This window comes from Lactobacillus johnsonii ATCC 33200, assembly GCF_000159355.1.
In the GTDB taxonomy this organism is placed as follows: Bacteria; Bacillota; Bacilli; order Lactobacillales; family Lactobacillaceae; genus Lactobacillus; species Lactobacillus johnsonii.
In genome coordinates this window covers 815,099-841,445 of sequence record NZ_GG670120.1, presented here as the reverse complement: position 1 = coordinate 841,445, position 26,347 = coordinate 815,099, and the positions used below count along the sequence as shown (strand labels likewise).

The 26,347-nt window shown below is 34.4% G+C and carries 25 protein-coding genes; 23 read left to right on the top strand and 2 right to left on the bottom strand.

Annotation, left to right across the window (positions count from 1 at the left end):
• Window positions 1–5 precede the first annotated feature (5 nt).
• The 17 genes from acpP (at window position 6) to rplS (ending at window position 19,421) form a co-directional block, all read left to right on the top strand.
• On the top strand, window positions 6–248 hold the full coding sequence (acpP, locus tag HMPREF0528_RS04040; protein ID WP_004895326.1) for an acyl carrier protein: 243 nt from the start codon (window positions 6–8) through the stop codon (window positions 246–248).
• Window positions 249–405: 157 nt separating this feature from the next.
• Window positions 406–1,416, top strand: a complete 1,011-nt coding sequence (locus HMPREF0528_RS04035; protein ID WP_034525143.1) for an ABC transporter ATP-binding protein — start codon at window positions 406–408, stop codon at window positions 1,414–1,416.
• A gap of 6 nt (window positions 1,417–1,422) precedes the next feature.
• A complete protein-coding gene (locus HMPREF0528_RS04030; protein ID WP_004895324.1) occupies window positions 1,423–2,391 on the top strand; it encodes an ABC transporter ATP-binding protein in 969 nt (322 codons plus the stop codon).
• 2 nt (window positions 2,392–2,393) lie between these two features.
• Window positions 2,394–3,356, top strand: a complete 963-nt coding sequence (gene opp4B, locus HMPREF0528_RS04025; protein WP_004895321.1) for an oligopeptide ABC transporter permease — start codon at window positions 2,394–2,396, stop codon at window positions 3,354–3,356.
• Between the two features lie 16 nt (window positions 3,357–3,372).
• Complete coding sequence (locus HMPREF0528_RS04020) at window positions 3,373–4,287, top strand: ABC transporter permease (RefSeq protein WP_004895319.1); 915 nt, start codon at window positions 3,373–3,375, stop codon at window positions 4,285–4,287.
• 292 nt (window positions 4,288–4,579) lie between these two features.
• Window positions 4,580–6,334 carry an oligopeptide ABC transporter substrate-binding protein gene (locus tag HMPREF0528_RS04015; protein ID WP_034525140.1) on the top strand — a complete coding sequence of 585 codons (1,755 nt, stop codon included), beginning with the start codon at window positions 4,580–4,582 and terminating at the stop codon, window positions 6,332–6,334.
• Between the two features lie 126 nt (window positions 6,335–6,460).
• Window positions 6,461–8,221: an oligopeptide ABC transporter substrate-binding protein gene (locus HMPREF0528_RS04010; RefSeq protein WP_034525138.1), complete on the top strand. Its 1,761-nt coding sequence runs from the start codon at window positions 6,461–6,463 to the stop codon at window positions 8,219–8,221.
• 107 nt (window positions 8,222–8,328) lie between these two features.
• Window positions 8,329–9,009, top strand: coding sequence for a ribonuclease III (gene rnc / locus HMPREF0528_RS04005; RefSeq protein ID WP_004895312.1), 681 nt, complete (start codon window positions 8,329–8,331; stop codon window positions 9,007–9,009).
• 14 nt (window positions 9,010–9,023) lie between these two features.
• Window positions 9,024–12,584: a chromosome segregation protein SMC gene (gene smc, locus HMPREF0528_RS04000; protein ID WP_004895309.1), complete on the top strand. Its 3,561-nt coding sequence runs from the start codon at window positions 9,024–9,026 to the stop codon at window positions 12,582–12,584.
• 2 nt (window positions 12,585–12,586) lie between these two features.
• On the top strand, window positions 12,587–13,915 hold the full coding sequence (gene ftsY, locus HMPREF0528_RS03995; RefSeq protein WP_004895308.1) for a signal recognition particle-docking protein FtsY: 1,329 nt from the start codon (window positions 12,587–12,589) through the stop codon (window positions 13,913–13,915).
• Window positions 13,916–13,954: 39 nt separating this feature from the next.
• The gene (locus tag HMPREF0528_RS03990) at window positions 13,955–15,379 is read left to right on the top strand and encodes a C69 family dipeptidase (protein ID WP_004895305.1); all 1,425 of its coding nucleotides are present in this window, start codon (window positions 13,955–13,957) and stop codon (window positions 15,377–15,379) included.
• Between the two features lie 143 nt (window positions 15,380–15,522).
• Window positions 15,523–15,864, top strand: a complete 342-nt coding sequence (ylxM, locus tag HMPREF0528_RS03985) for a YlxM family DNA-binding protein (protein ID WP_004895302.1) — start codon at window positions 15,523–15,525, stop codon at window positions 15,862–15,864.
• A 1-nt stretch (window position 15,865) separates the two neighbouring features.
• Window positions 15,866–17,296, top strand: a complete 1,431-nt coding sequence (gene ffh, locus HMPREF0528_RS03980) for a signal recognition particle protein (RefSeq protein WP_004895299.1) — start codon at window positions 15,866–15,868, stop codon at window positions 17,294–17,296.
• An 86-nt stretch (window positions 17,297–17,382) separates the two neighbouring features.
• Window positions 17,383–17,655, top strand: coding sequence for a 30S ribosomal protein S16 (rpsP, locus tag HMPREF0528_RS03975; RefSeq protein WP_003647505.1), 273 nt, complete (start codon window positions 17,383–17,385; stop codon window positions 17,653–17,655).
• A gap of 68 nt (window positions 17,656–17,723) precedes the next feature.
• The gene (gene rimM, locus HMPREF0528_RS03970; protein ID WP_004895297.1) at window positions 17,724–18,245 is read left to right on the top strand and encodes a ribosome maturation factor RimM; all 522 of its coding nucleotides are present in this window, start codon (window positions 17,724–17,726) and stop codon (window positions 18,243–18,245) included.
• Window positions 18,235–18,957, top strand: a complete 723-nt coding sequence (gene trmD, locus HMPREF0528_RS03965; protein WP_004895296.1) for a tRNA (guanosine(37)-N1)-methyltransferase TrmD — start codon at window positions 18,235–18,237, stop codon at window positions 18,955–18,957. Before rimM ends, trmD begins: the two co-directional genes overlap by 11 nt.
• 113 nt (window positions 18,958–19,070) lie before the next feature.
• Window positions 19,071–19,421, top strand: a complete 351-nt coding sequence (rplS, locus tag HMPREF0528_RS03960; protein ID WP_003647502.1) for a 50S ribosomal protein L19 — start codon at window positions 19,071–19,073, stop codon at window positions 19,419–19,421.
• Window positions 19,422–19,516: 95 nt separating this feature from the next.
• Here the strand turns inward: rplS and lepB are convergent, their stop codons facing one another.
• A complete protein-coding gene (gene lepB, locus HMPREF0528_RS03955; RefSeq protein ID WP_004897109.1) occupies window positions 19,517–20,158 on the bottom strand; it encodes a signal peptidase I in 642 nt (213 codons plus the stop codon).
• Window positions 20,159–20,359: 201 nt separating this feature from the next.
• Here lepB and HMPREF0528_RS03950 point away from each other — a divergent pair, with 201 nt between their 5' ends.
• Both HMPREF0528_RS03950 and HMPREF0528_RS03945 read left to right on the top strand, forming a co-directional pair.
• The gene (locus HMPREF0528_RS03950; protein WP_004895290.1) at window positions 20,360–20,779 is read left to right on the top strand and encodes a bis(5'-nucleosyl)-tetraphosphatase; all 420 of its coding nucleotides are present in this window, start codon (window positions 20,360–20,362) and stop codon (window positions 20,777–20,779) included.
• Entirely contained in the window at window positions 20,763–21,401 is a 639-nt protein-coding gene (locus HMPREF0528_RS03945; protein WP_004895288.1) for a uracil-DNA glycosylase, read from the top strand. The genes HMPREF0528_RS03950 and HMPREF0528_RS03945 overlap by 17 nt, the downstream gene beginning before the upstream one ends.
• 36 nt (window positions 21,402–21,437) lie before the next feature.
• Here HMPREF0528_RS03945 and lexA read toward each other — a convergent pair whose 3' ends face one another.
• A complete protein-coding gene (gene lexA, locus HMPREF0528_RS03940) occupies window positions 21,438–22,061 on the bottom strand; it encodes a transcriptional repressor LexA (protein WP_004895286.1) in 624 nt (207 codons plus the stop codon).
• A gap of 137 nt (window positions 22,062–22,198) precedes the next feature.
• On the opposite strand from lexA, the gene HMPREF0528_RS03935 reads away from it, so the two are divergent.
• The 4 genes from HMPREF0528_RS03935 to HMPREF0528_RS03920 all read left to right on the top strand — a co-directional run.
• Complete coding sequence (locus HMPREF0528_RS03935) at window positions 22,199–22,447, top strand: DUF896 domain-containing protein (protein ID WP_004895283.1); 249 nt, start codon at window positions 22,199–22,201, stop codon at window positions 22,445–22,447.
• 72 nt (window positions 22,448–22,519) lie between these two features.
• Window positions 22,520–22,741 carry a YneF family protein gene (locus HMPREF0528_RS03930; RefSeq protein WP_003649044.1) on the top strand — a complete coding sequence of 74 codons (222 nt, stop codon included), beginning with the start codon at window positions 22,520–22,522 and terminating at the stop codon, window positions 22,739–22,741.
• 76 nt (window positions 22,742–22,817) lie between these two features.
• Window positions 22,818–24,584, top strand: coding sequence for an ABC transporter ATP-binding protein (locus HMPREF0528_RS03925; protein WP_004895277.1), 1,767 nt, complete (start codon window positions 22,818–22,820; stop codon window positions 24,582–24,584).
• The coding region (locus HMPREF0528_RS03920; protein WP_004895275.1) for an ABC transporter ATP-binding protein at window positions 24,574–26,347 on the top strand (1,774 nt) is incomplete at its 3' end. The genes HMPREF0528_RS03925 and HMPREF0528_RS03920, both read left to right, overlap by 11 nt.

Genomic DNA, 26,347 nt, shown 5'->3' with positions numbered 1-26,347 from the left:
AAAAAATGACCGAAGAGGAAATTTTTAATAAAATTGCTGATATGATTTCAGAACGCTTTAGTATTGATCGTGATAAGATCACTAAAGATTTAAATTTTCAGAATGATTTAGATGCAGATTCAATTGATTTCGTTGAGTTAGTAATGGATCTAGAAGATACATTTGGAGCCGAGATTCCAGATGATGATGCAGAAAAATTACAAACTGTTGGTGAAGCAGTAGAATATATTAAGAGTCACCAAAATTAAAATTTTAATCATTGAAATTTCAGAAGATACTGTCATTTTTCATTTACTTTTATAAAAGTTGTTGAAATAGCAGTATCTTTTGTTTATAATAATGACATTAAATTGAAAATCTAATTGACTTTTAATAATGTCGTAAGGTTTGAGAGGAGAATGGCCTTTGGAAAAGCAAAGTGATCTTTTATTAGATATCGAACACTTGCATACCGCATATCGTTTACACGGTAAGTTTTATGATGCCGCTGATGACATTAACTTAACCTTGAAACGAAATGAGATTTTGGCAGTTGTTGGAGAATCTGGTTGTGGTAAAAGTACAATTGCTTCAAGCATTATTGGTTTGTACGACCACAAAAATACGAAAGTAACTGGCGATATTTTATACAATGAATTAAACCTAGTTAACTTAAATGAATCATTGTTTAATAAAATTCGTGGTAATAATATTGGGATGATTTTCCAGGATCCATTAGCATCTCTTAATCCATTAATGAAGGTTGGAGATCAAGTTGCTGAGACACTTTACTATCATACTGATATGGATGAAAAAGCTCGTCATGCACGCGTAATTGAACTCTTTAATCAAGTTGGAATGCCTCGTCCAGAAGAAATGTACGAGATGTACCCACATGAATTATCTGGTGGTTTACGTCAACGTGTCGTAATTGCAATCGCAATTGCATGTAAGCCAGAAATTATTATTGCTGATGAACCAACTACTGCTTTGGATGTTACTATTCAGGCACAAATCTTAGATCTACTTAAAGAAATTCAAAAAGAATCTCATTCAGGAATTGTTTTAATTACACACGACTTAGGTGTTGTTGCTGAAACTGCTGATCAAGTAGCAGTTATGTATGCAGGGCAAATTGTTGAAAAAGCAGATGTTAAAACAATTTTTGAAAATCCTCTTCATCCATATACACGCTCACTTTTACACTCTATGCCACAAACAGATGATGAAAGTGAAGACCTACATGTGATTCATGGAACAGTTCCTTCATTGATTAACATGCCAAGAACTGGGGATAGATTTGCAGCTAGAATTCCTTGGATTCCAGCTAGTGCTCATGAAGAAAACCCTAAGGTTCATGAAGTTGAACCAGGACATTTTGTAAGATGTACTTGCTGGCAAAGCTTCCATTTCCAAGATGAAGAGAAGAAAGGATAGGAAATTATGGCCGATGAAATAATCCAAATAAAAAATTTAAAAGTTCACTATCCAATTCGTTCTGGATTTTGGAATAGAGTTACTGGATATGTCAAAGCCGTTGATGGGATTAATCTTTCAATTAAAGAAGGAGAAACTTACGGTCTAATTGGAGAATCGGGTTCCGGTAAATCAACTACTGGTAAAGCAATTGTTGGTGTAGAAAAAGTAACTAGCGGACAAATTTTGTATAAAGGCGTTGATGTTACTAAAGCATCAAATCGTAAAAAGCTTAACTACAATAAAGATGTTCAAATGATTTTTCAGGATTCAATGTCGAGTTTAAATCCTAGAAAACGAATTGAAGATATTATTGCTGAACCTATTAGAAACTTTGAAAACTTAACAACCGATGAAGAAAGAAAACGAGTTCAAGAACTCTTAGATATTGTTGGTATGCCTAGTGATGCTATCTACAAATATCCACACGAATTCTCTGGTGGTCAACGTCAAAGAATTGGGGTAGCACGTGCAGTAGCTACTAGACCGAAGTTGATCGTAGCAGATGAGCCAACCTCAGCTTTGGATTTGTCTGTTCAAGCACAAGTTTTGAACTTTATGAAACATATTCAACAAGAATACAATATTGCCTACCTCTTCATTTCACACGACTTGGGTGTTGTAAAGCATATGTCAGAAGATATTGCTATTATGCACCGGGGACGTTTTGTAGAAATTGGCAAACGTGATCAGATTTATAAGAATCCAATGCATATTTATACAAAGCGTCTACTTTCTGCAATTCCTGTTGTTGATGTTGAAAATAGAGAAAAACATAAGGAAGATCGTCAACGTGTAGAACAAGAATTCTTGCAAGATCAAGATAAATGGTATGAAAAAGATGGTCGAGTATTACCACTACAAAAAGTTGCTGATCGTCATTTTGTCGCTTTACCTAAAGGTATGATTGAGCAAGAATTGAAGGAGGGAGAATAGGTATGTGGAAAACGGTTTTACGTCGAATCCTGATTATGATCCCCCAGTTACTTATCTTGAGTTTACTAGTCTTTGTTTTGGCTAAAATGATGCCTGGTGACCCATTTACTGGAATGATTAATCCGAATTCAGACCCTAAGGAAATTGCAAGATTAAGACAAGAATATGGATTGAACGATCCAATTTGGGTGCAATATACTCGCTGGCTTGGAAATATGTTCCACGGTGATTTAGGACAATCATATATTCAAAAGGTTCCAGTTACTTCTTTGATTTGGGATCGTGCAGTTAACACTTTCTGGTTGTCTTTAATGACTGTTGTCTTAACTTATGTAATCGCTATTCCATTAGGTGTTACTGCAGGTCGTCACCAAGATGAATGGCAAGATCATGGAGTACAAATTTTTAACTATATTACATTCGCAGTACCTCCATTTGTTTTCTACATTTTAGGTATTTGGCTATTCGGATTTACTTTAGGTTGGTTCCCAATCTCAGGTTCCGTTAGTGCAGATGTAAACCCAGGAACTTTGGCTTATTTTTGGAGTAGAATTTATCACTTGATTTTGCCTTCAATTCTTTGTGCTTTAATCTCTACTACAACTATTGTTCAATACTTAAGAACCGGTATTGTTGATAACAAGGTTGAAGATTATGTAAGAACTGCACGTAGTAAGGGTGTACCTGAAAATGTTGTTTTCAATAAACATATTTTAAGAAACTCACTTTTACCAATTGCTGCATTCTTTGGTAACACTATCACTGGTTTACTTTCCGGTTCAATGGTTATTGAATCAGTGTTTAGTTATCCTGGTATGGGTAAATTGTTCCTTGATTCTATTGGACAACGTGACTACACAACTTTAACTGCATTGATTTTATTATTTGGTGTGTTAACTTTAGTTGGTAACTTGTTATCTGATATTATCATGAGTATTATTGACCCAAGAATTCGGATTAAGTAGGGAGGAGTAGTAAATTATGGCTAAAGATAAAAATACATCGAAAAAAGATCAAAATGCTAAAACCTCTCTACCACCATCTGGATTTAAGATCATTGTACGTGAGGTTTGGCGTGATAAGGTAGCATTTGTTTCATTCTGTATTATTGTAGCTATCTTATTATTCACTTTTGTTGGTTCTTTATTCTTAAATAAGAGTCAAGTAACAGAGATTAATATTGCCGAAGCATATTATGCTTGGGGTGAATCCGGTCATGTCTTTGGTACAGACGATGGTGGCCGTGATATCTTGAAATTACTAATGATGGGTGGACGTAACTCTATTTTGATTGGTCTATCTGTTACTGTTCTTTGTGAAGGTGTCGGACTTTTAGTTGGTTTGTTCTCAGGTTACTTTGGTGGGGTAACTGACGCAGTTATCATGCGTATAGTTGATTTCATCCAAATTTTACCTCAATTCCCAATCATTATTGTTTTAACCACTGTTATTCCTAACTACAATGCTTGGACTTTAGTATTATTGATTTCTATGTTTGGGTGGACAACAACGGCAAGATATTTCCGGGCGTTTGTTTTGTCACAGAGAGAACGTGAATATGTTTTGGCTTCCAAGACGTCTGGTTCTTCTAATTTAACCATTATTTTCCGTGAAGTTTTGCCTAACATTACTTCAGCTTTGGTAATTGACGTCGTATTAATGATTGCCGGAAATATTGGTATTGAAACTACTTTATCCTTCTTGGGATATGGATTACCAACTACTACACCATCCCTAGGTACTTTAATTGGATTTGCTAATGATCCAGTTAATGTTACTACCCGTCCATGGCTATGGATGCCAGCAACTATCTTGTTATTGGTCATTTCCTTAAGTATTAACTACGTTGGTCGTGCTCTTCAAAGAGCTGGGGATGCTCGTCAACGTGAAAATTAAATTTTATTATTTAAACATTAAAAAGCAACTCATAATTGAGTTGCTTTTTTGTATGTCTTTATATAAAAGCGATAGAATGTAGGAGATATTTATATTATAAATGGGTATAAAATAAGTTTTTTATGGTAAAAATAATAGTGAATAAACATTGATTTATCAAGGACTTGTAGCAAAATACTCAAATATAAATTAAAAAATATTAAAAATAATTGAGTAAAAACGTTGTATTATGAGTTCGATGATGATAATATTAAATCATCAACTTGTCCCAAATAGATGGAGGAATATAACTATGAAGAAAGCCAAACTATTTGGAAGTTTAACTTTACTTTCTAGTGTTGCTTTAACATTAGCAGCATGTGGTAACAATTCAAATTCAAAAGTAGATAACCCAACTAAGAACTTTAAGTCAGCTACTCCAAAGAAAGCTGTTAAAAAGGGTGGTACAGTAAGTGTTGCACTTGAATCTGATACACCATTTACTGGTATCTTTTTAAATGAACTTTCTGATACTCAGGATGACTCTGATGCTATGGCACCTGCTAATGAAGCGTTATTTGATACTGATGATACTTATCAAATTAATGACAAAGGACCAGCTACATTAAAATTAGATAATGATAACAAAACTGCTACTATTAAAATTAAAAATGGTGTTAAGTGGTCAGATGGTAAGCAAGTAACTGCTAAGGATGTTGAATATTCTTACGAAATTATTGCTAACAAGGCAACTAAGTCATCACGTTATACTGACTCACTTCAAAATATTGTTGGTATGAGTGAATACCACGATGGTAAATCTAACACTATTTCTGGTATTGAAATGCCGGATGGTGAAAATGGAAGAACCGTTGTTATTCACTTCAAAGAAATGAAACCAGGTATGAAGTTCAGTGGTAACGGCTACTTCTGGGAAACTGCAGCTCCATATCACTACTTGAAGGATGTTCCATTTGATAAACTACAATCATCTGATCAAGTAAGAAAGAAGCCACTATTCTTTGGTCCATATAAGATGAGTAAGGTTGTACGTGGTCAAGCAGTAACATTTGTTCCTAACAAGTACTACTGGAGAGGTACACCAAAATTAGATAAAGTAACAATTCAAGTTTTGAACCCTAACTCAGCTTCTCAAGCTATTAAGAGTCATAAGTATGATATTGCCGGTGTAATTAATACTCAATGGAAGAACGTTGCCAATACTGATAATGTTAACTGGATCGCTAAGATTCCTTTGTCTTATCGTTACCTAGGTTTTAAGGTAGGTAAGTGGGATGCAGCTAAAGTCGAAAACGTAATGGATAAGAATGCAAAAATGAATAATAAAGCATTACGTCAAGCTATTGCTTATGGTATGAATATCTCCGCTGTAAACAAACGTTATACCAACGGTTTGACTTTCCATATTCCAACTTTAATTCCAGCACAATTTGGTAAGTACTTTGATAAAAATGTTAAGGGCTACGATTACAATATCAAGAAGGGAAATGAAATTCTTGATAAAGCTGGATATAAGAAGAAGGGTAAGTACCGTGTTCAACCAAACGGTAAGCCTTTAACTATCCATTTTGCAGCTATGAGTGGTGACTCTACTCAAGAACCAATTATTCAAAACTATATCCAACAATGGAAGAAATTAGGCTTGAATGTTAAGTTAACTGGTGGTCGTTTGATGGAAATGAACTCCTTCTATGACAAGGTCCAAAATGATTCTAAAGACGTAGATATGTTCATGGGTGCATGGTCATTATCTTCAGAACCATCACCAAATGACTTATACAATGCAAAAGCACCATACAACTTTAGTCGTTTTGTAACTGCTAAGAACACTAAGTTACTTCAAGAAATGGATTCACAAAAGGCATTTAATACTAATTACCGTGTTAAGAAATTCCATGAATGGCAAAAATATATGGATGATGAAGCCTACGTTGTTCCAGTATCTAACAGTTATAGTATTGATGCAGTTAACAGCAAGATTACAGGTTACTCATCTAAACCATCAGCAGCAAACAGCTTATGGTACAATGTAGGAATTGCAAAATAATATTAGATAAATTTCTTCATAAAGATCGTCTTAAGTGACGGTCTTTTTTTATTTAAGTTGTTTTAATCGTTTTCAGTGCTAAAATTAAATATATCAACTTGTCCAATGTTATTGGAGGAAAAATTAATGAAGAAAGGCAAATTAATTGGTACATTAACTTTGCTTTCAGGTGTAGCTCTAACTTTAGCAGCCTGTGGTAATAGTAATAGCAATAATACTAGTCATCCTAATTTCAAGGAGTCAACTCCTAAGAAGACAATTAAGGATGGTGGAAATGTCAGCGTTGCTGTAGTTACTGATACACCGTTTACTGGTATTTTTAATGATGAATTGTCTACTAACAATACAGACTCAGAAGTAATGCAATATGGTGATGAATCATTATTTGCTACAAATAATACCTATAAATACGTTAAGGGTGGAGCAGCAGATATTAAAATTAATAAAGATGCTAAAACTGCAACCATTACCATTAATCCTAAAGTTAAGTGGTCTGATGGACAACCTTTAGTTGCAAAAGATTATGAATACGCCTATGAAATTATTGCAAATAAGGCAACACATTCTCAGCGTTACACTTCAAGTTTAGCTAATCTTGAAGGATTAGAAGAATACCATGATGGGAAGTCTAACACTATTTCAGGTATTGAAATGCCAGATGGCAAAAATGGTCGTACAGTAGTGCTCCACTTTAAAGAAATGAAGCCGGGTATGACGCAAAGTGGTAATGGATATATTTGGGAAGCAGCAGCTCCATATCATTACTTAAAAGATGTTCCATTTGATAAACTTATTTCAAGCAATAAGATCCGTAAGAATCCATTGTTCTATGGTCCATATAAAGTAAGTAAAGTGGTTCGTGGACAATCAGTTTCATGGGTTCCAAATGAACATTACTATAAGGGTAAACCACACTTAAAGAAGATAACTGCTTCAGTAATTACTCCGGCTTCAGTTGCTCAATCAATTAAGAGTAATAAATTTGATGTAACGCAAGTAAGTAATTCTCAATGGCCAAATATTAAGGGTGCTAAAGGAGTAAACTTTATTGCTAATATTCCACTTTCATATAGTTATTTAGGCTTTAAAGTGGGTAAATGGGATGCAGCCAAAGGCGAAAATGTGATGAATAAGGACGCAAAGATGAATAATCGTTCTCTTCGTCAAGCTATTGCCTACGGTATGAATGTTGACCAAGTTTATAAGAGATACTCTTCAGGTCTTTCATTTAGAATTCCAACTTTAATTCCAAAGCAATTCGGTGATTACTTCGATAAGAATGTTAAGGGTTACACTTATAACATTAAAAAGGGTAATGAACTATTAGATAAAGCAGGGTATAAGAAGAAGGGAAATTACCGTGTTCAACCAAATGGTAAGCCTTTAACTATTCACTTAGCTGCCATGAGCGGTAGTAAAGTTCAAGAGCCAATCATTCAAAATTATATTCAACAATGGAAGAAAATGGGCTTGAACGTTAAGTTAACTGGTGGCCGTTTAATGGAAATGAATTCATTCTACGACAAGGTTCAAAATGATTCTAAAGATGTAGATATGTTCATTGGTGCATGGTCACTCTCTTCTGAACCATCACCTCAAGACTTATACGGCGCAAAGGCACCATTTAACTACAGTAGATTTGTCACTAAAGAAAACACTGACTTGTTAAACGATATTGATTCACAAAAGGCCTTTAATAATAGCTACAGAGTTAAGAAATTCCACCAATGGCAAGCTTACATGGATAAGGAAGCTTATGTTGTGCCAGTTGCTAATAGCTACAATATTTACGCAATTAACAATAAGTTGACTGGATATTCACTAGAGCCATCTAAGAGTATGGGTGGCGGATTCCCTAACTGGTACTACGTTGGCTATGCAAAATAAATAAAAATTATTTAAAAGTGCGACTTATAGTAGGTCACACTTTTTCTTTATCTTTTTTTAATAGGTTAAAATAGGTATAATTAAAGGGTTAAAGAAAGGAAGCAACTATGGTTTCAGTAGCTTTTAAACAAAATTTAAAGAAAAAATACGGAATAAAATTTAATAACGAAAAATTGCTTGAAGATGCATTTACACATTCTTCTTATGCTAATGAGCATTCCGGAAGAAAGGACTATGAAAAATTAGAGTTTCTTGGTGATGCTGTTCTTGAATTAGCGGTATCTGATTATCTGTATCGTCATTTTCCCAGATTAAATGAAGGGGAATTGACAAGAATGCGATCTAACATTGTTAGAACAGAAGGATTTTCTGAATTTGCCATTGAATGTGGATTCCCAGAAGAAATTGATTTGGGTAAAGGAGAAGAAAAAGCTGGCGCTAGGAAGCGGAAGACACTTCTTGAAGATGTGTTTGAAGCTTTCAATGGTGCACTTTTCTTAGATCAAGGAATGCCGGCAGTACAGCACTTCTTGCATTTAACAGTGTATCCATTAATTGCTGAAGGAGATTTTAATGCGTCACGTGATTATAAAACTGAACTTCAGGAACGTTTGCAGGTAAATGGACCAGTTAAAATTGAATATCAAGTAATATCTGAAGATGAATCAAAGCCATCTTTTAAAGTTCAGCTACTTGTAAATGGTGAAAAAGTTTCAGAGGGACAAGGACGTAATAAAAAAGCTGCTGAGCAGCAAGCAGCTCAAGCTGCATTAGATAAAAATAAATAAGAAAAGGTGATTCTGTGCCACTACAACAATTAGTTTTAAATGGTTTTAAGTCTTTTGCTGATAAGACGACAATTAGATTTAATAATGGTATTACCGGTATCGTTGGTCCAAATGGTAGTGGGAAAAGTAACATTACTGAAGCAATTCGGTGGGTAATGGGTGAAGGATCTGCCAAGTCTTTACGTGGTGAAAATATGAAAGATGTTATTTTCGCTGGTAGTCAAATGAGAGCTCCAATGAATCATGCTGAGGTTGAGTTGGTTTTTGATAATCGTGATCACCAACTTGCTTCTGATAATGATGAAGTGGTCGTAACGAGAAAGATTTTGCGTAACGGCGAAAGTGATTATCTTTTAAATCATCATCCAGTAAGATTGAAAGATGTTAGGACACTGTTTATTGAATCAGGGATGTCATCTGATAGCTTGGGAATAATTTCTCAGGGGAAGGTCGATGAAATTCTTAATTCTAAGCCACAACAGCGTCGAGGAATTTTTGAAGAGGCTGCCGGCGTCCTTCACTTTAAGCAGCAAAAAGAAATTGCACTCAAGCAATTAGACAAAACTAATGCTAATTTAATTAGAATTAATGATTTGGTTAAAGAATTGGAAGGTAGAATCGAGCCGTTACATGAACAGAGTTCTTTAGCAAAAGAATATAAATTTCAGAAGGAACAGCTTGATCATAAGTTAAAACAACTTTTGGGCTTGGAGATTGAAAGTCTAAATGAAGAGAAGAAGGCGGTTGCTAAGAAGGCGGCAGCAAATCAAGGGATTTTAAATAAGCTTGATGACGAGGTTAAACAATCCCAAGCTGATTTAGAAGAAAAACGTAAGCAATCAAATGAGCGCCATGCTGAAAAAGATGAAAAGCAGCAAGATTTATTATCTTTAACACAAAAAATTGCCACTCTGACTACTGATCTTCAAATGCATCAACAATCTCGAGAATATGATGTTGCTACTCAAAAGGAATATAATGCACAATCTAAGGAGCTAAAAGAGCGAAAAAAACGTTTATTGAGCCAGCTTGAAGCTAATGAAAAAGATCTAAACAGTCAAAACCAAGTCCTTGCTAATTTTGTAAAGAAACAAAAGAATTTAAAGCAGGAACTTAAGCAAGGTCCCGAGCAGTTAAATAATCAATTAGAAAAGGTTCGCTCTGATTATATTCAAACTTTGCAGGATCAAACGAGTAATAATAACGAGATTGTCTATTTAAAAAATGAGCTAACTCGTAGTAAAAAATCGAATGATAATCGCCAGCAAGAGGTTGAAGAACAATTAGGTGAAGCTCAAAAAATTCTTGCACAATTAAAAAAACAAGGTCAGGACCTTGTTTTAAAGAGAAAACAATTAAATGAAACTATTGCAACTCTTGATAGAAAAATTGCTGAAGAGAGTAAGCTTAAGGACCAAAGTGAACAAGCTTACGTAAAGGTTAGAAATGATTTACAACAACTTTCTGCACAAGTAGAAGGCTTAAAGAAAATTAGAGATAGACATGAAGGATACTATTATGGGGTTAAATATGTTTTAAACCATCAAAGTGATTTTCATGGAATTGTAGGGGTTATTGGGGAATTAATTTCTTTTCCAGCTGAATTAGAAGCCGCTTTGTCAACGGCTTTAGGTGGTGGCGTTCAAGACTTAGTTACTATTGACCAAAGTAGTGCTAGGGATGCCATTAATTTGTTGAAGCAAACTCGTACAGGTAGGGCTACCTTTTTACCTCTAGATGGATTACGTCATAATGAGATTGCTGCCTCCACTTTAAAATCCTTACAAAGTATTGAAGGATTTAAAGGCGTGGCAGCAGACTTAGTAACATCAAAAACTGAGACTGATATTTCTAATGCTATCTCTTACCTTTTAGGAAATGTTTTAGTGGTAGATACTATTGATACGGCTTTGCGTGTTCAACGCAGAATTGGACGATATTATCGAATTGTGACGCTGGACGGAGATATTATTAGTCCTGGAGGAAGTATGACTGGTGGGACTAGAAATACAAGAAATAATTCTCCTCTAGCCACAAATGCTGAAATTGATAAATTAACCCGGCAAATTAAGACAGGGAATGTAGAATTTACTAAACTACAAACAGCCCTAAACGAATTAGATCAAAGATTAACAGAGTTACAAACAGAGCTAGAAGCTAAAAATACTGATTTAACTGCCTTAAATCAAAAAATTAGTGAGCAAGCTATTAAGTATGAAAATGAAGAAAAAGAAGTTCAAAGGCTAACTCAGTTAAATGATTTACAGCAAAAGGCCCAACTTGAGAAGAAGCAAGAAGAAGCTGAACTTACTAGCCGTCTTGAAAAAGAGCAGGCTAAAAAGAAGGAACTTGAAGAAGTTGCTCAAACACAACGAGCAAAAATGGATCAATTAAAGACTCAGTTGACCGATTTTGATGAAGCTTATCAAAAATTACAAGCAGAATTAAGTAACTTAAATTCCGACTTAGCGGTAGTAAAAAATAAATTAGAAAATATTACTACTAAGAAATCTGAATTGGAAGAACAGCTTGAAAATACTAATTCCAGACTTAAGGATATTGAAGAAAAAATTAAAGCTTTGTCATTGTCTCAAAATGGACAAAGTGAGTCAGAAATTGAAGAGCAAGTTACTAAGCTAAGCAAGCAGAAAAAACAAATGCAAGAGGCTTTAGCTGAAATAAATAAAGATTTAGGTAAATTTGATGCTCAAATAAATAATCTTGATCAAGTTGCTACGAGAAATTATAATTTGCGTAAAAATACTGCTGCGGAGCAAGAAGAGTATTCTGCAAGGCTAGGAGAACTTAAGTCCCAGATTAATCAAAAACTTGGTATTTTAAGTGAAGAATATTCCTTAACTTTTGAAGCAGCTTTGCAATTATCTGAGGGACAAAATACAACAGATTTGCGTAAGAAATTAGAACGTGAAGTTCACCTACATAAAATGTCTTTAGCAGATATTGGTGAGGTTAACTTGAACTCTATTGAAGAGTATGAAGATGTTAAAACGCGTTATGATTTCTTAAATGGACAACAGAATGACTTGCTAAAGGCTAGAAAAGATATCGAAGAGTCAATGTCTAAACTAGATGATGAGGTAAAGAGTAGGTTTAGCGCAACCTTCCACCAGATAGAAAGAAGCTTTGCAAAGATTTTTCCAATTATGTTTGATGGTGGTCATGCTAGATTAGAGTTAACTGATCCAAAGAACTTACTTGAAACTGGAATTGAAATTATTGCGCAGCCACCGGGTAAGAAATCCCAGAAGTTAACGCTTCTTTCTGGTGGGGAAAGGGCATTAACTGCAATTACTTTATTGTTTGCAATGCTTCAAGTTAACCCAGTACCATTCTGTATTCTAGACGAGGTAGAAGCAGCTTTAGATGAAACAAACGTTGATCGTTTTGCTCAGTTTTTGAATCATTATGATATGAAAACTCAATTTATTGTTATTACACACCGTCGTGGAACTATGCAGAAAGCAGATAATTTGTATGGAATCGTAATGCAAGAATCAGGTATTTCAAAAGTGTTATCTGTATCGTTAAATGAAATTAAGAAAGAAGTGAATTAGTAGTGGGATTATTTGATAAAATCAAGAAATCTCTTTTTGGTCATAAAGATGAAGAACGAGAAGAAAGTAAAAAAGAACTAACTGAAAATTCAAATGAAGAACTTCAAGAGCCTGAAGAAACCAATGAAGCCGAAGATATTCAAAAAAATGAAGAGGTTGTAGAGCCTAAGTCAGAATCTTCTGAAGATGAACATGAAGAAGAAAATGAAGAAGTTAAGGAGACTCCTGGCTGGAGTGATGCCGGAACTGCTTTTGAAGAAAAACAAGATGAAGCTGAAAAAACTGAAGAAACTGAAGAATTTCAAGAAGATCAAGAATCATCTAATTTAGAAAAAGAAGAGGAAAAGCCCGAAGAAACTAAATCTTCTGAAGAGGGCTCTGAAGAAGTAACTACAGAAGATGAACAGGAAAGATATGACAAAGGGTTAGAAAAAACAAATCATTCTTTTGGGGCACGTCTAAATGCATTTTTTGCTAAATTTAGAACAGTTGATGAAAACTTTTTTGATGATCTTGAAGATTTATTAATTGAATCTGACGTTGGTTTTGAAACTGCTGAAGAATTAACTGATTCTTTAAGGGATGAAGCCAAACTCCAAAATGCAAAAAGCCATGATGCATTAAAGCAAGTCATAGTTGAAAAATTAGTCGATATTTATGATAAAGGCGGGGAAGGTGAAGATTCTAAATTAGCTGATGATCCTTCTGCAAAGCCTAATGTTTATCTTTTTGTTGGTGTTAATGGAGCTGGAAAAACAACAACAATTGGTAAATTAGCTAAGCGAATTAAAGACTCGGGCAAGTCTGTCATGATGGTAGCGGCCGATACTTTTAGAGCAGGTGCTGTAGAACAATTGGTAGAATGGGGTCGACGTGATGGGGTTGAAGTAATCACTGGTCCTGAAAAAGCTGATCCGGCTTCTGTAGTTTATGATGGTGTTAAAAAGGCTAAAGAGAGAGGAATTGATTTCTTATTAGTGGATACTGCTGGTCGTCTTCAAAATAAGGTCAATTTAATGAGCGAGCTTGATAAAATTAAGCGAACAATAAAAAAGATCCTACCCGATCAACCAAATGAAGTCCTTTTAGTCCTTGATGGCTCAACAGGTCAAAATGCCCTACTACAAGCAAAAGACTTTGATAAAACTACTAAACTTACAGGGCTAGTTTTAACTAAGCTTGATGGCTCATCTAAAGGTGGAGTAGTATTAGCAATTCGAAATGAAATGGATTTACCGGTTAAATTAGTTGGTCTTGGAGAAAAAGTTGATGATTTAGCAAACTTTGATGCAGAAAAATTTGCAATTGGTCTCTTCCAAGGATTAATCTAATAATAGGCAAAGCTACAATTAATATATAAGGAGTAAACAATGAAGCATTTAAGTGCATGTACAACTATTTTAGTTGGAAAAAAAGCATCAATTGATGGATCAGTAATGATTTCACGTAATGACGATACTGCAGGTGCAATTACGCCACAAAAGTTTATTATTGAGCCAGCTGTTCATGGTGAAAAAGGACGTAAAATTAAATCTTGGCTTAATAAGTTTGAAATGGATCTTCCTGAAGATGCTCAAAGAGTTCCAGCAGTTCCAAACGTTGACTATAAAAAGTTAGGTTATTATGACGAAAGTGGTATCAACCAAAAGAATGTTGCTATGTCATGTACTGAATCAACTTATGGTAACGAAAGAACATTAGCATTTGATCCATTGGTTAAAGATGGTTTAGATGAAGATTGTATGCAGACTGTAGTTTTGCCATATATTGATTCTGCAAGAGATGGTGTAAAACGTCTTGGTTCCTTAATTAAAAAATATGGTTCACCTGCTGGAAACTCAGTTTTGTTTGGTGATAAAGACGAAGTATGGTACATGGAAATTGTTACAGGACACCATTGGGTTGCTCAACGCATTCCAGATGACTGTTATGCAGCAACTGGTAACCGTGTTGCTATTCAACAAGTTAACTTTGATGATCCAGATAACTTTATGTGGAGTGAAGGAATTCAAGAATTCGTTGAAGAACATCACTTAAATCCTGATCATGCAGGTTGGAATTTCCGTCACATTTTTGGAACTTATACTGAACAAGATCGTCACTACAACACTAGTCGTCAATGGTATATCCAAAAACTTTTCAACCCAGAAATTGAACAAGATCCTGAAGATCCAGATATTCCTTTCATTAGAAAACCTTCTAAGAAATTGACTAAGGAAGATATTGAATTTGCACTTGGTTCTCATTATCAAGATACTCCATTTGATCCGTTTGGTCATGGAACTGAGGAAGAGAAGCATCGTTATCGTCCAATTGGTTTAAATAGAACTCAGAACTCACATATTTTGCAAATTAGAAGCGATGTTCCTGAAGAAATGGCTAGTATTATGTGGTTATGTATTGGTGGACCAACATTTACCCCATATATCCCATTCTTTGCTAATATGAATGAAACTGATCCATCATTTAACAATACGTCAATGACCTATAATAAAGATGATGCATGGTGGTACTATAAATCTCTTGCTGCTTTAGTTGAAAGTCATTATCCTCAATTTGTGCAACTTGACACTAAATATCTTGAAGAATTGAATAGATATTACCGCGGTAGAGTTGAAGAAATTATTGAAAATGCTAAAGATTTAAGTGGTGAAGAATTAACCGACTACTTAACTCGTGAAAATCAAAAGACTGTTGCTCATACTAAGAAAGATAGTGAAAAATTAATGGGTCAAATGTTTACTGATGCAATTAAGATGTCTAAGTTAACATTTAAAATGGATCCAAATCTTTAATTAAAATATTCGTATACAAGAAGGTTAGGAAAAATTGCCTAACCTTCTTTTTTGAAATTAATTAAGCTAAAAGTCTCTTAAAACTACGTAGCTATTATTTTAGAAATACATTTTTTTTGCTATACTGTTTCAAGGTGAGACAAATGGATGAACTTGAAAAAAATGAAAGATTAGGCGACTTATTTGCCTACTACGGTCCATTATTAACAAAAGGACAACAAGAGTATTTTGAGGATTATTATTACAATGATCTTTCTTTAGGAGAAATTGCAGATAATCACCATGTCTCTCGACAAGCTGTTTATGATAATTTGAAACGAAGCAGCCGTGCTTTAGAAAAATATGAAGATAAACTTCATATGAAACGTGATTATACTCAAATAGAAGAAAAAATTACTGAGGCAGTATATGCCCTTGAACATGGCAAAATTAATCGAGCTCAGATTGAACTTTTGAAATTATTAAGACAAATGGGAGTAGAATAGTATGGCTTTTGAAAATTTAAGTGAAAGACTTCAAAAAGCATTAAAAAATTTAACTGGTAAAGGTAAGATCTCAGAAGCGGATATTAATGACGCTAGTCGTGAAATTCGATTGGCTTTATTAGAAGCGGACGTTAACTTTAAGGTTGTAAAAGACTTTATTAAAAAAATAAAAAAGGAAGCTTTAGGTAAAGAAGTCCAAGATAGCTTAAATCCAGGACAACAAATCATCAAAATTGTTGATGATGAGTTAACTAAAATGATGGGAGAAGAGGCTGTTTCTCTTAATAAATCTCCGCATATTCCAACAATCATTATGATGGTCGGTTTACAGGGTACTGGTAAAACTACTACTGTCGGTAAACTTGCAAATTACTTAATGAAGAACGAAAAAGCTCGTCCATTGTTAATTGCAGGTGATATTTACCGTCCAGCTGCTATGGAGCAGTTAAAGCAAATTGGCCAACAATTAGACGTACCGGTTTATAGTGAAGATAACCAAGATGTAGCAGAAATTGTAAAGCATGGTCTTGAAGAAGCTGATAAAAATAAAAATGACTATGTCTTGATTGATACGGCTGGGCGTCTTGAAATTGATGAGCAATTGATGGACGAATTGAAACGTGTAACTGAAGTTGCTCATCCTGATAATACTTTATTAGTTGTTGATGCAATGACAGGTCAAGCAGCTACACAAGTAGCAGAAGGATTTAATAATGACTTAGATCTAACTGGAATTGTTTTGACTAAGCTTGATGGAGATACTCGTGGTGGTGCGGCACTTTCTATTCGTGCTGTCACTGGTCTCCCAATTATCTTTACCGGTCAAGGTGAAAAATTAACGGATCTTTCTACTTTCCATCCTGATCGAATGGCTTCACGTATCCTAGGTATGGGTGATATGTTGACCTTAATTGAAAAGGCTCAGCAAGATTACGATGCTAAAGAAGCCGAAAAGATGGCTGAAAAGATGCGGGAAAATACTTTTGATTTTAATGACTTTATTGATCAAATGGAGCAAGTTCAAAAAATGGGTCCTCTAGATCAAATCATTAAAATGATTCCTGGATTGGGTAATAATCCTGCTCTTAAAAATATTCAGATTCCGGAAAAACAAATCGATCACATTAAGGCTATTGTTTATTCAATGACTCCAGAAGAGCGTGAAAATCCTGATATTCTTAATCCATCCAGAAGACGTAGAATTGCTGCCGGTTCTGGTAGATCGATCGCTGAAGTTAACCGAATGATTAAACAATTTAAGCAATCAAAAGAAATGATGCAAAAGATGACCAAAGGTGATATGGGTGAATTGGCTAACTTACCAGGAATGAATTCACCAATGGGTAAGATGGCGATGAGATCAATGAATAAGCGCTTTAAGAAAAATAAGAAGAAACGGATGAAGAATATTAAGCGTTATCGTTCAAAATAATTTTCAACTGTTAAGGAAAAACCCTTTACACATATTTTTCTATATGCTATATTATTTAAGTCAAGAAATTTAGGAGGAATTAATTAATGTCTGTTAAGATTCGTATGCGCCGTATGGGCTCAAAGAGAAAACCTTTTTACCGTATCGTAGTTGCTGATTCACGTATGCCACGTGATGGTCGTTTCATCGAAGAAGTTGGTTACTATAACCCACTTACTAACCCTGATGAAGTTAAGCTTGAAGAAGACAAGATTTTTGAATGGCTTGAAAAAGGTGCTCAACCATCAGATACTGTAAGAAGCTTACTTTCAAAAGCTGGTTTGATGACTAGATACCACGACGCAAAGTACGGTAAGTAATTTACTATTGCAATTAGAAGTTTGGGAAAGCTCTTCCCAAACTTTTTTATTTAGAAAGAATAAGTTCTATGACTGAATATTTTGAAGTTGGAAAGATATTGTCTCCTCATGGATTAAAGGGAGAAGTTAAGGTAAATGCAACAACTGATTTTCCAGAGGAAAGATTAGCTACAGGAAGTAGATTGTTTATTAAGAATAATAAACAGTATGAAGAATTAATTGTAGAAAATACTCGACGCCATAAACAATTTTATTTAGTTAAATTTGAAAAGATTGATGATATTGATCAAGCTGAAAAAATTTGCAGTAAAGAATTATATGTAGCAGAAACAGATCAACAAGAATTACCTGAAGGTAGCTATTACTTTAAGGACATCTTAAATTGCCCGGTCTATGATGCTGAGACTGGAGAAAAGCTAGGAGTATTAGAAAATATTGAAACTCCTGGTGCTAATGATATTTGGGAGATAAAGCCAGAAAAAGGAAAGAGTTTTTGGATTCCAAATATTGAATCAGTAGTTAAAAAAGTTGATCTAGCCAATAAGAGAATAGAAGTAACTTTGCTTGAAGGATTACGAGATGAAAATTAATGTTTTAACCCTTTTTCCAGATATGTTTACTCCCTTGCAGGTATCAATGTTGGGAAGAGGTCTAGAAGACAAAAAATGGGAATTAAACTTAGTTAATTTCCGTGACTTTACTAGCGACGTACATCATCATGTCGATGATACTCCTTATGGAGGTGGAGCTGGGATGGTACTTCAAATTATGCCAATAAAAAAAGCTCTAGATTCTTTAACTAATAAAGGAAAAGTAATTATTACTGCTCCACAAGGAAAAACTTTCAATGAAAAAATGGCCCAAGATTGGTCAAAAGAAGAAAATTTAACTTTTATTTGTGGTCACTATGAAGGTTTTGATCAGAGAATCTATGATTTGGCTGATGAAACAGTATCAATTGGCGATTACGTCCTTACTGGTGGAGAATTACCAACAATGAGTATGATTGATGCTACTGTTCGTCTCTTACCGGGGATTTTGGGAAATTCTGCTTCTCCAGTAGAAGAAAGTTTTTCACACGGTCTTTTAGAATATCCGCAATATACGCGTCCTGCTGATTTTGAAGGTCAGAAAGTCCCTGAAGTATTAACATCGGGTAATCACCAAAAAATTGCTGAGTGGCGCCATAAGGAAGCCTTACGGGCAACATATCTTTACCGTCCTGATATGTTAGCTGACCGTGAGCTAACAGATGAAGAAAAGAGAATGCTTGAAGAAATTAAAAGTGAAAAAGAGAATTAGTATTTACAAGCATTTTTCTATTTGGTAAACTAGTCGTTGTGGCATAAGCCACTGATTTATGGGTATTCCGCTGGCACAAGGTGTTGATGAATGCCGTAGAAGGAGAGAAAATAATGGATCCATTAATTCAAGAATTAACTAAAGAACAATTACGCGATGATATGCCTGACTTTCGTGCAGGTGACACTGTTCGTGTTCACGTACGTGTTGTAGAAGGTACTCACGAACGTATTCAGATGTTTGAAGGTGTTGTAATTAAGCGTAAGGGTGCTGGTATCAGCGCAACTTACACTGTACGTAAGATGTCATCAGGTATTGGTGTTGAACGTACTTTCCCAGTAAATGACCCACGTGTTGCTAAGGTTGAAGTTCTTCGTCACGGTCGTGTACGTCGTGCTAAGCTTTACTACTTACGTGAACGTCACGGTAAAGCAGCTAGAATTGCTGAAAAGCGTCGCGGTTAATTCAATTAATCAAGACAGTATTAAAAGCCATCTCGAAAGAGATGGCTTTTTTTTGTAGATAAAAAAAGAGTTTCAAAAAAAGAAACTCTTTTTGATTAATAAAATGTAATGTGATTTAGTGGCCAGTAGCGCATCTTTACTACTCCCACAATTTTACTTCGTGGAATTGTTCCAATATAGCGACTGTCTTTAGAAACGCTTCTATGATCTCCCATTACAAAATAAGTATTAGCAGGAACTTTATTAGTCTTTTGCATTTCTTTTAGTTGCTTTGAAGTATAAAATTGACGATAATTTTGAGTTTTAGCTAGAGAACTCAGAGTGAAATTTTGTGTATTAGTATATTTAGTACCTGAGATTCCGTCCTCTCCATTGTCAATTAATTTTTGCCCAGCCTTTAACCATGGTTGATTAAGTTTTTTACCATTAATATAAATTTGATTATTTTTACTTACAATGGTATCTCCCGGTAACCCGATTACTCTCTTAATATATAGGGCTCCTGGCTCGTCAGGCGCATCCACAATTACAATGTCACCTTCTTTAATCTTAGCATGCCGAAGGGCAATTACACGATCGTTATTTTCAAAAGTAGGTTGCATTGAAATTCCAGATACAGTTAAATTGGCAAAAACATATTTATTTAGTACAAAGAAGATACCAAAAAATATGGCTACTAGGATTAGTACCTGGAGAATCCACTGACCCCAGCTTTCAGATTGTTCTTGTTTCTTCAATTTTTTCACCTTGTTTAATCTATTTCAACATAAAGTGTAACCTTAAATTAGCATTTTGTCGATTAAACAAAGAAGATGAAAAATAATTTTAAGTTTAATTTATATAATTAAATAGGAGATAAAGGTCTTGAAGAGGTCGAAAATTTTAATTTAGCTTATAATGAAAATAACAAAAGCAATCATAAGAAGGGAGTAAAAAAGATGCATGAGTATTCAGCTGGTAGTATTGTTTATCGTATTAAAAATAATAAAATAGAATTTTTACTTGTCCAAAGTAGACTTAACCGAACTTGGGGCTTTCCGAAAGGGCATCTAGAAAAGGATGAAAATAATGTACAGGCTGCTCAAAGAGAGGTCTATGAAGAAGTGGGACTAAAGCCAGATTATGATTTTGATTTTGAGGAAAGTATTACTTATAAAATTGCCCGGGATCGATTAAAAACTGTAACATTGTTTTTGAGTAGATTTAACCCGGATCAAAAAATAGAACTACAAAAAAGTGAAATTGGAGATTATAAATGGGCAACTTTAGCAGAAGCTAATTCCTGTTTAAATTATGAAGAATTGAAAGAATTATTGAAGAAGGCACAGGAATATATTGAAAATGAAATATCCAGATAAACTCTTAGCTGAAGTTAAGGAAAGATCAAAGGGGATGAAATTAGAAGGAATTAATTTTGGTGCTGGTCCAGTTCATCCAAAGCTTATGATTGTAGGAGAAGCGCCAGGAAGAGAAGAGATAGAGTCGCTAATCCCGTTTCACGGTGCGTCTGGAAAAGAATTAATGAAATCTTTAGCCTCAATCGGTCTTAAACGAGAAGATGTGTATATAACTAGTGCTGTCAGAAGCCGTCCTTATAGTATTAAGCACACATTTAGTAAAAAAGAAAATAAAGAAGTAATCAACTATCCTAATCGAAAACCGACTAAAAAGGAAATTTTGGCACATGCACCATTTTTAGATTATGAAATTAAGTGTGTTAAACCTAAAATCATTGTAACAGTGGGTACTACGGCTCTAACAAGATTGCTAGATGATAAATATGAAATTAGTAATGTGCATGGAAAAATTATTGAAAATACCCCAATTTTAGAATTAAACGATAAAAAAGATGGTTATATCTGGTCTAAAGAAAAGTATATCGTTGTACCACAATACCATCCTGCAGCAGTTTTTTATAATAGAAAATTAGCTGAAGTAATCGCGCAAGACTGGTTAAATGTAAAACCGCTAATTAAATAGCAAAAAAATGGTAGGAATGACACTTCCTACCATTTTTTAATCAATATTATTACGATATAGACCTACAACTTTACCTAAAATTTGAACCACAGGTAAAATAATTGGATCCATTGTATCGTTTTCTGGCTGCAGACGGTAATAACCGTCTTCTTTGAAAAATCTTTTGACAGTTGCTTCGTTATCTTCAGTCATAGCGACAACAATTTCACCATTATTAGCACTAGATTGTTTACGAACAATGACATGATCACCATTTAAAATTCCAGCATTAATCATTGATTCGCCATGCACACGTAACATGAAAAGCTCGCCAGCGTCATTTTCGAGATCAGGAGGAAGAGGGAAATACTCATCGATGTTCTGAACGGCTAAGATAGGTTGACCAGCAGTAACTACGCCAACAACAGGAATATCTTTAGGTTTAATTCCCAGAGCTTCTCGACCCTTTTCAGTTACTTCGATTGCTCTTGGTTTAGTGGCATCTTTTAAAATATACCCTTTCTTTTCTAGGCGTGCTAAGTGACCGTGAACGGTTGAAGTAGAAGAAAGATCCACTGCGCTACAGATTTCTCGCACTGTAGGAGGAAAAGCTCGTTCTTCAACAGTATCGTAAATAAAACGTAAAATTTCTAATTGTTTATTTGCATGTGGTTCAGTCATAATTTTTTCTCCATTTACTTACTTATTAGTATTCTAACAAAAAAATATTATCTCGGCAAACAGGCGTTCTTAGTAGTTGAGTCTTTTTTTATTGGTATAATTAAGGTAAACTAACATTGTTTAGTGAGGTGTTTATTATGGACAAAAAAGAAGAAGAAAAATTAATTAAGCGAATCAATGAATTAACTAAAATTAGTAGAGAACGTGAATTAACTCCTGATGAGTTAGAGGAACGTAAAAAATTAAGATCTGCTTTTCTAGAAAACTTCCGTGCTGGATTTAGACAACAATTAGAGGATACTGTAGTCATTGACAAAGATGGTAAAGAAGTAACCTCAGAAAAAGCTAAAGAGGCACAACGTCGTAAAGGATTAAGAAAAGATTAATATTTTACTTTAAAAAATACTATTTTTTTGGTATGCTGAAAAAGTACATTAATTTTTGGAGGTTTTTGGGAAATGAATTTAGGTTTAGCAATTTTTCTTATTATTATCGCATTATTAATCGGTCTTGTTGGCGGATTTTATGGTGCTCGCGCATACATGAAGAAGTATTTCCAAGACAATCCTCCTATTAGTGAAGATATGATTGCAGCTATGATGGCGCAAATGGGACAAAAACCATCTGCTAAGAAGCTTAATCAAGTTATGAATATGATGAAGCATCAACAACAAAAATAGTAGCTTACTTTACTAATATTTGGTAATAGACAGAGGATCGTATTCCTCTGTTTTTTTGTATATGGTGGGGTGAAAAATGAATATTTTTAGCAAATTAGGGTGGTTTTTTAAGCAAGAGAAGAAAAGATATATTATTGGTATTAGTTTTTTAGCTTTAACTTCAATTGCCAATTTAGTCCCACCTAGAATTTTGGGGCTGATGGCTGACCAGCTAGATAAAGGGTCAATTAGCTGGGGTGAGTATGGTGCCTTAGTTTTAGCTGTCATTGCTGCAGCCATAGTCTTATATTTATTGCGCTACTTTTGGCGTAAGCAAATTTGGGGTGGAGCAGCAGAGTTAGAAAGACAAATGCGATCCCGCTTATTCAAGCATTTTATGATAATGGATAAAACTTTTTATCAAAGGCACCGCACCGGGGATTTAATGGCACATGCGACTAATGATATCAATTCCATTCAAAATGTAGCTGGAGATGGAGTTTTGACTTTAGTTGACTCTTTGGTTACTGGTGGAACTACAATGATTGCGATGATTATTTTTACCGATTTTAGGTTAACTATTATTGCCCTTTTACCACTTCCTTTTCTTGCTTTAAGTGCTTGGAAGTTAGGAGCTAAGCTTCATTATAGTTTTGACAAATCACAAGCTGCATTTTCACGTTTAAATAATAAAACTCAAGAATCAGTTTCCGGAATTAAAGTATTAAAAGCCTTTGGTGAAAGTGAGCAGGATTCAGCTTCCTTTAATAAGATGGTAGATGATACCATTCAAATCAATAAGAAAGTTTTTAAATGGGATTCAATGTTTGATCCATTAGGGACATTAATTATTGGAGCAACTTATGTAATTACAATTATCTATGGTGGGTTACTGGTATCAAATCGTACTTTATCAGTTGGTCAATTGGTTTCCTTTATTGCTTATATTTCTAATATGGTATGGCCGATGTTTGCAATTGGTTATTTATTCAATATTTTAGAGCGTGGATCAGCCTCTTATGATCGTGTTGAACGTCTATTATATGAAAAACCTCAAATTACTGATGAAAACGCTGATCAAAGCTTAACAACTACAGATATTCAAGGTGATTTAAAATATGAAATTAAATCCTTTGCCTATCCTGATGAAAAAGAAATACCAGTTTTGCAAAATATTAATTTTACATTAAAACCAGGACAAACATTAGGTTTAGTGGGAAAAGTTGGATCCGGAAAGACAACTATTATTGAGCTTTTATTAAGAGAATTTGATCAATACCAAGGAAGAATAAGCTTAGGTGGTCATGATATTAGGAATATCCCTTTAAAATTACTTTTAAGTGAAATTTCGTATGTTCCGCAAAATAATTTCTTATTTTCTACTTCTATTGAAAAAAATATTGCTTTTTCTGATGAAAATGTGGAGAAAGATAAAATTGAATCTGCGGCTCAAAAGAGTGATTTGCATGATGATATTTTACAAATGCCAGTCGGATATAAAACATTGGTAGGTGAGAATGGAGTATCTTTGTCTGGGGGACAAAAACAAAGATTATCAATTGCACGAGCCTTGTTAAAAGAAAGTCCTATTTTGATATTAGATGACGCTCTTTCAGCGGTAGATGCAAAGACAGAGACCTCTATTTTGGATTCACTTAAATCGGAAAGAAAAGGAAAAAAGACCTTGATTGCAGCTCATCGTTTGACCTCAGTAATGGATGCTGATCTCATCTTAGTTCTAAAAGAGGGGAAGATTGTTGAAAGAGGAAAACATGCTGACCTTTTAGCTCAAAATGGTTGGTATGCTGAAATGTGGCGTAAACAAGAACTACAAGCAAAGGTGGGTGAAGTAGATGGACAATAATGAAGAAAGCAAATCAGTTTGGTCTAAGGCTATCCCATTTAAAGAACAAGTCCAAATATTTAAAAGAGTTTTAAAATACGTAAAGCCTTTTAAAGTGGAAATGGGAATTGCAATTTTTGGAGCTTTCTTAGTAAGTGTAATTAATATGCTTTTACCAAGAGGACTACAGTTTTTCTTAGATAATTATTTGATCAAACAAAAAGCGACAGTACAGATTATAATTTGGGCTGGACTATTATATGGGCTTGGAACAATTATTAAGGCAATTCTTCAGTTTGTATATCAATATTTATATGCACTTGGCGCTGAAAAGACACTTGAAAGTGTAAGAAAAGATTTATATCGAAAACTTCATAGTTTAGGGATGCGCTATTTTGACCAGACGCCAGCAGGTTCAATTGTATCAAGAGTCACTAATGATACAATGACTCTAAGCGACTTTTTAGGAGTACTTTGTCAAGTAGTCATTGGAGTATTTTCTTTAGTAACTGCTTTTATAGCGATGTATGTAACTAATAAATTTGCGGCGTTAATTGTCTTGCTGTTTTTACCAATTTTAGGTTTTATTTTCTGGATTTATACACAAAAGAGTTCTAGATTGTATCGTGCTTTTAGGGAACGGCTTAGTCGAATTAATACTAACTTAAATGAATCTATTGAAGGAGTTTCTCTAATTCAGCAATTTAAGCAGGAAAAAAGAATGACAAACCATTTTGAAAATGAGAATGGTACTTTAATGAGAACACGTTTTAACTTGATTCGAGTTAACTCGCTTTTATTATCGCCAATGACTAGTTTGCTTTATTCATTGGCTCTTGCACTAGTGTTAATGTATTTTGGTTTTCCATTGCAAAAGACTTTTGTTCCTGCCGGAATTGTATATGCTTTTTCTCAATATGTACAACAATTTTTTAATCCTATTTCTACTATGATGGATCGAATGACTTCTTTTCAGGATGGAATTGTGGCAGGTAAACGTATTTTTAGAATTATGGATGAAAAAGAATACGAACCGCGACAAGAAAATGATGAAAGAGCAGTTATTTCAAAAGGAAAGATTGAATTTAAAAATGTCAACTTTTCTTATGATGGAGAGAATGAAATCTTACATGATGTATCTTTTGTAGTTAATCCGGGTGAAACTTTAGGAATTGTTGGTCATACTGGATCAGGAAAGAGTTCAATTATCAATGTAATGATGAGATTTTATGAATTTGGTAGTGGGGAAGTACTTATTGATGGCATTGATATTAGGAAGTTTCCGAAGAAAGAATTACGTAAAAAACTAGGATTAGTTTTACAAGAACCCTTTATGTTCTATGGAGACATTTCTTCAAATATTCGCTTGTATAATGACAAAATTACAGATCAACAAATTAAAGATGCTGCTAAAACCGTACAAGCAGATTCATTTATTGAAAAGATGCCTGGTAAATATCATGCAAAAGTGATTGAAGGTGGATCAGAACTTAGTCAAGGACAACGACAATTAATTTCATTTGCACGAACCTTAGTAACTGATCCTAAAATTTTAGTTCTAGATGAAGCAACGGCTAATGTCGATACAGAAACCGAAAATTTAATTCAAGAGGGATTAAAGAAGCTTCGTCAAGGAAGAACGACTTTGGCAATTGCGCATCGTCTTTCAACAATTGCAGATGCGGACCAGATTATTGTTTTGGATAAAGGAAGAATTGTTGAACGTGGTACACATGAGGAACTATTGAAGAAGAAAGGGTATTACTACAATCTTTATAAGCTTC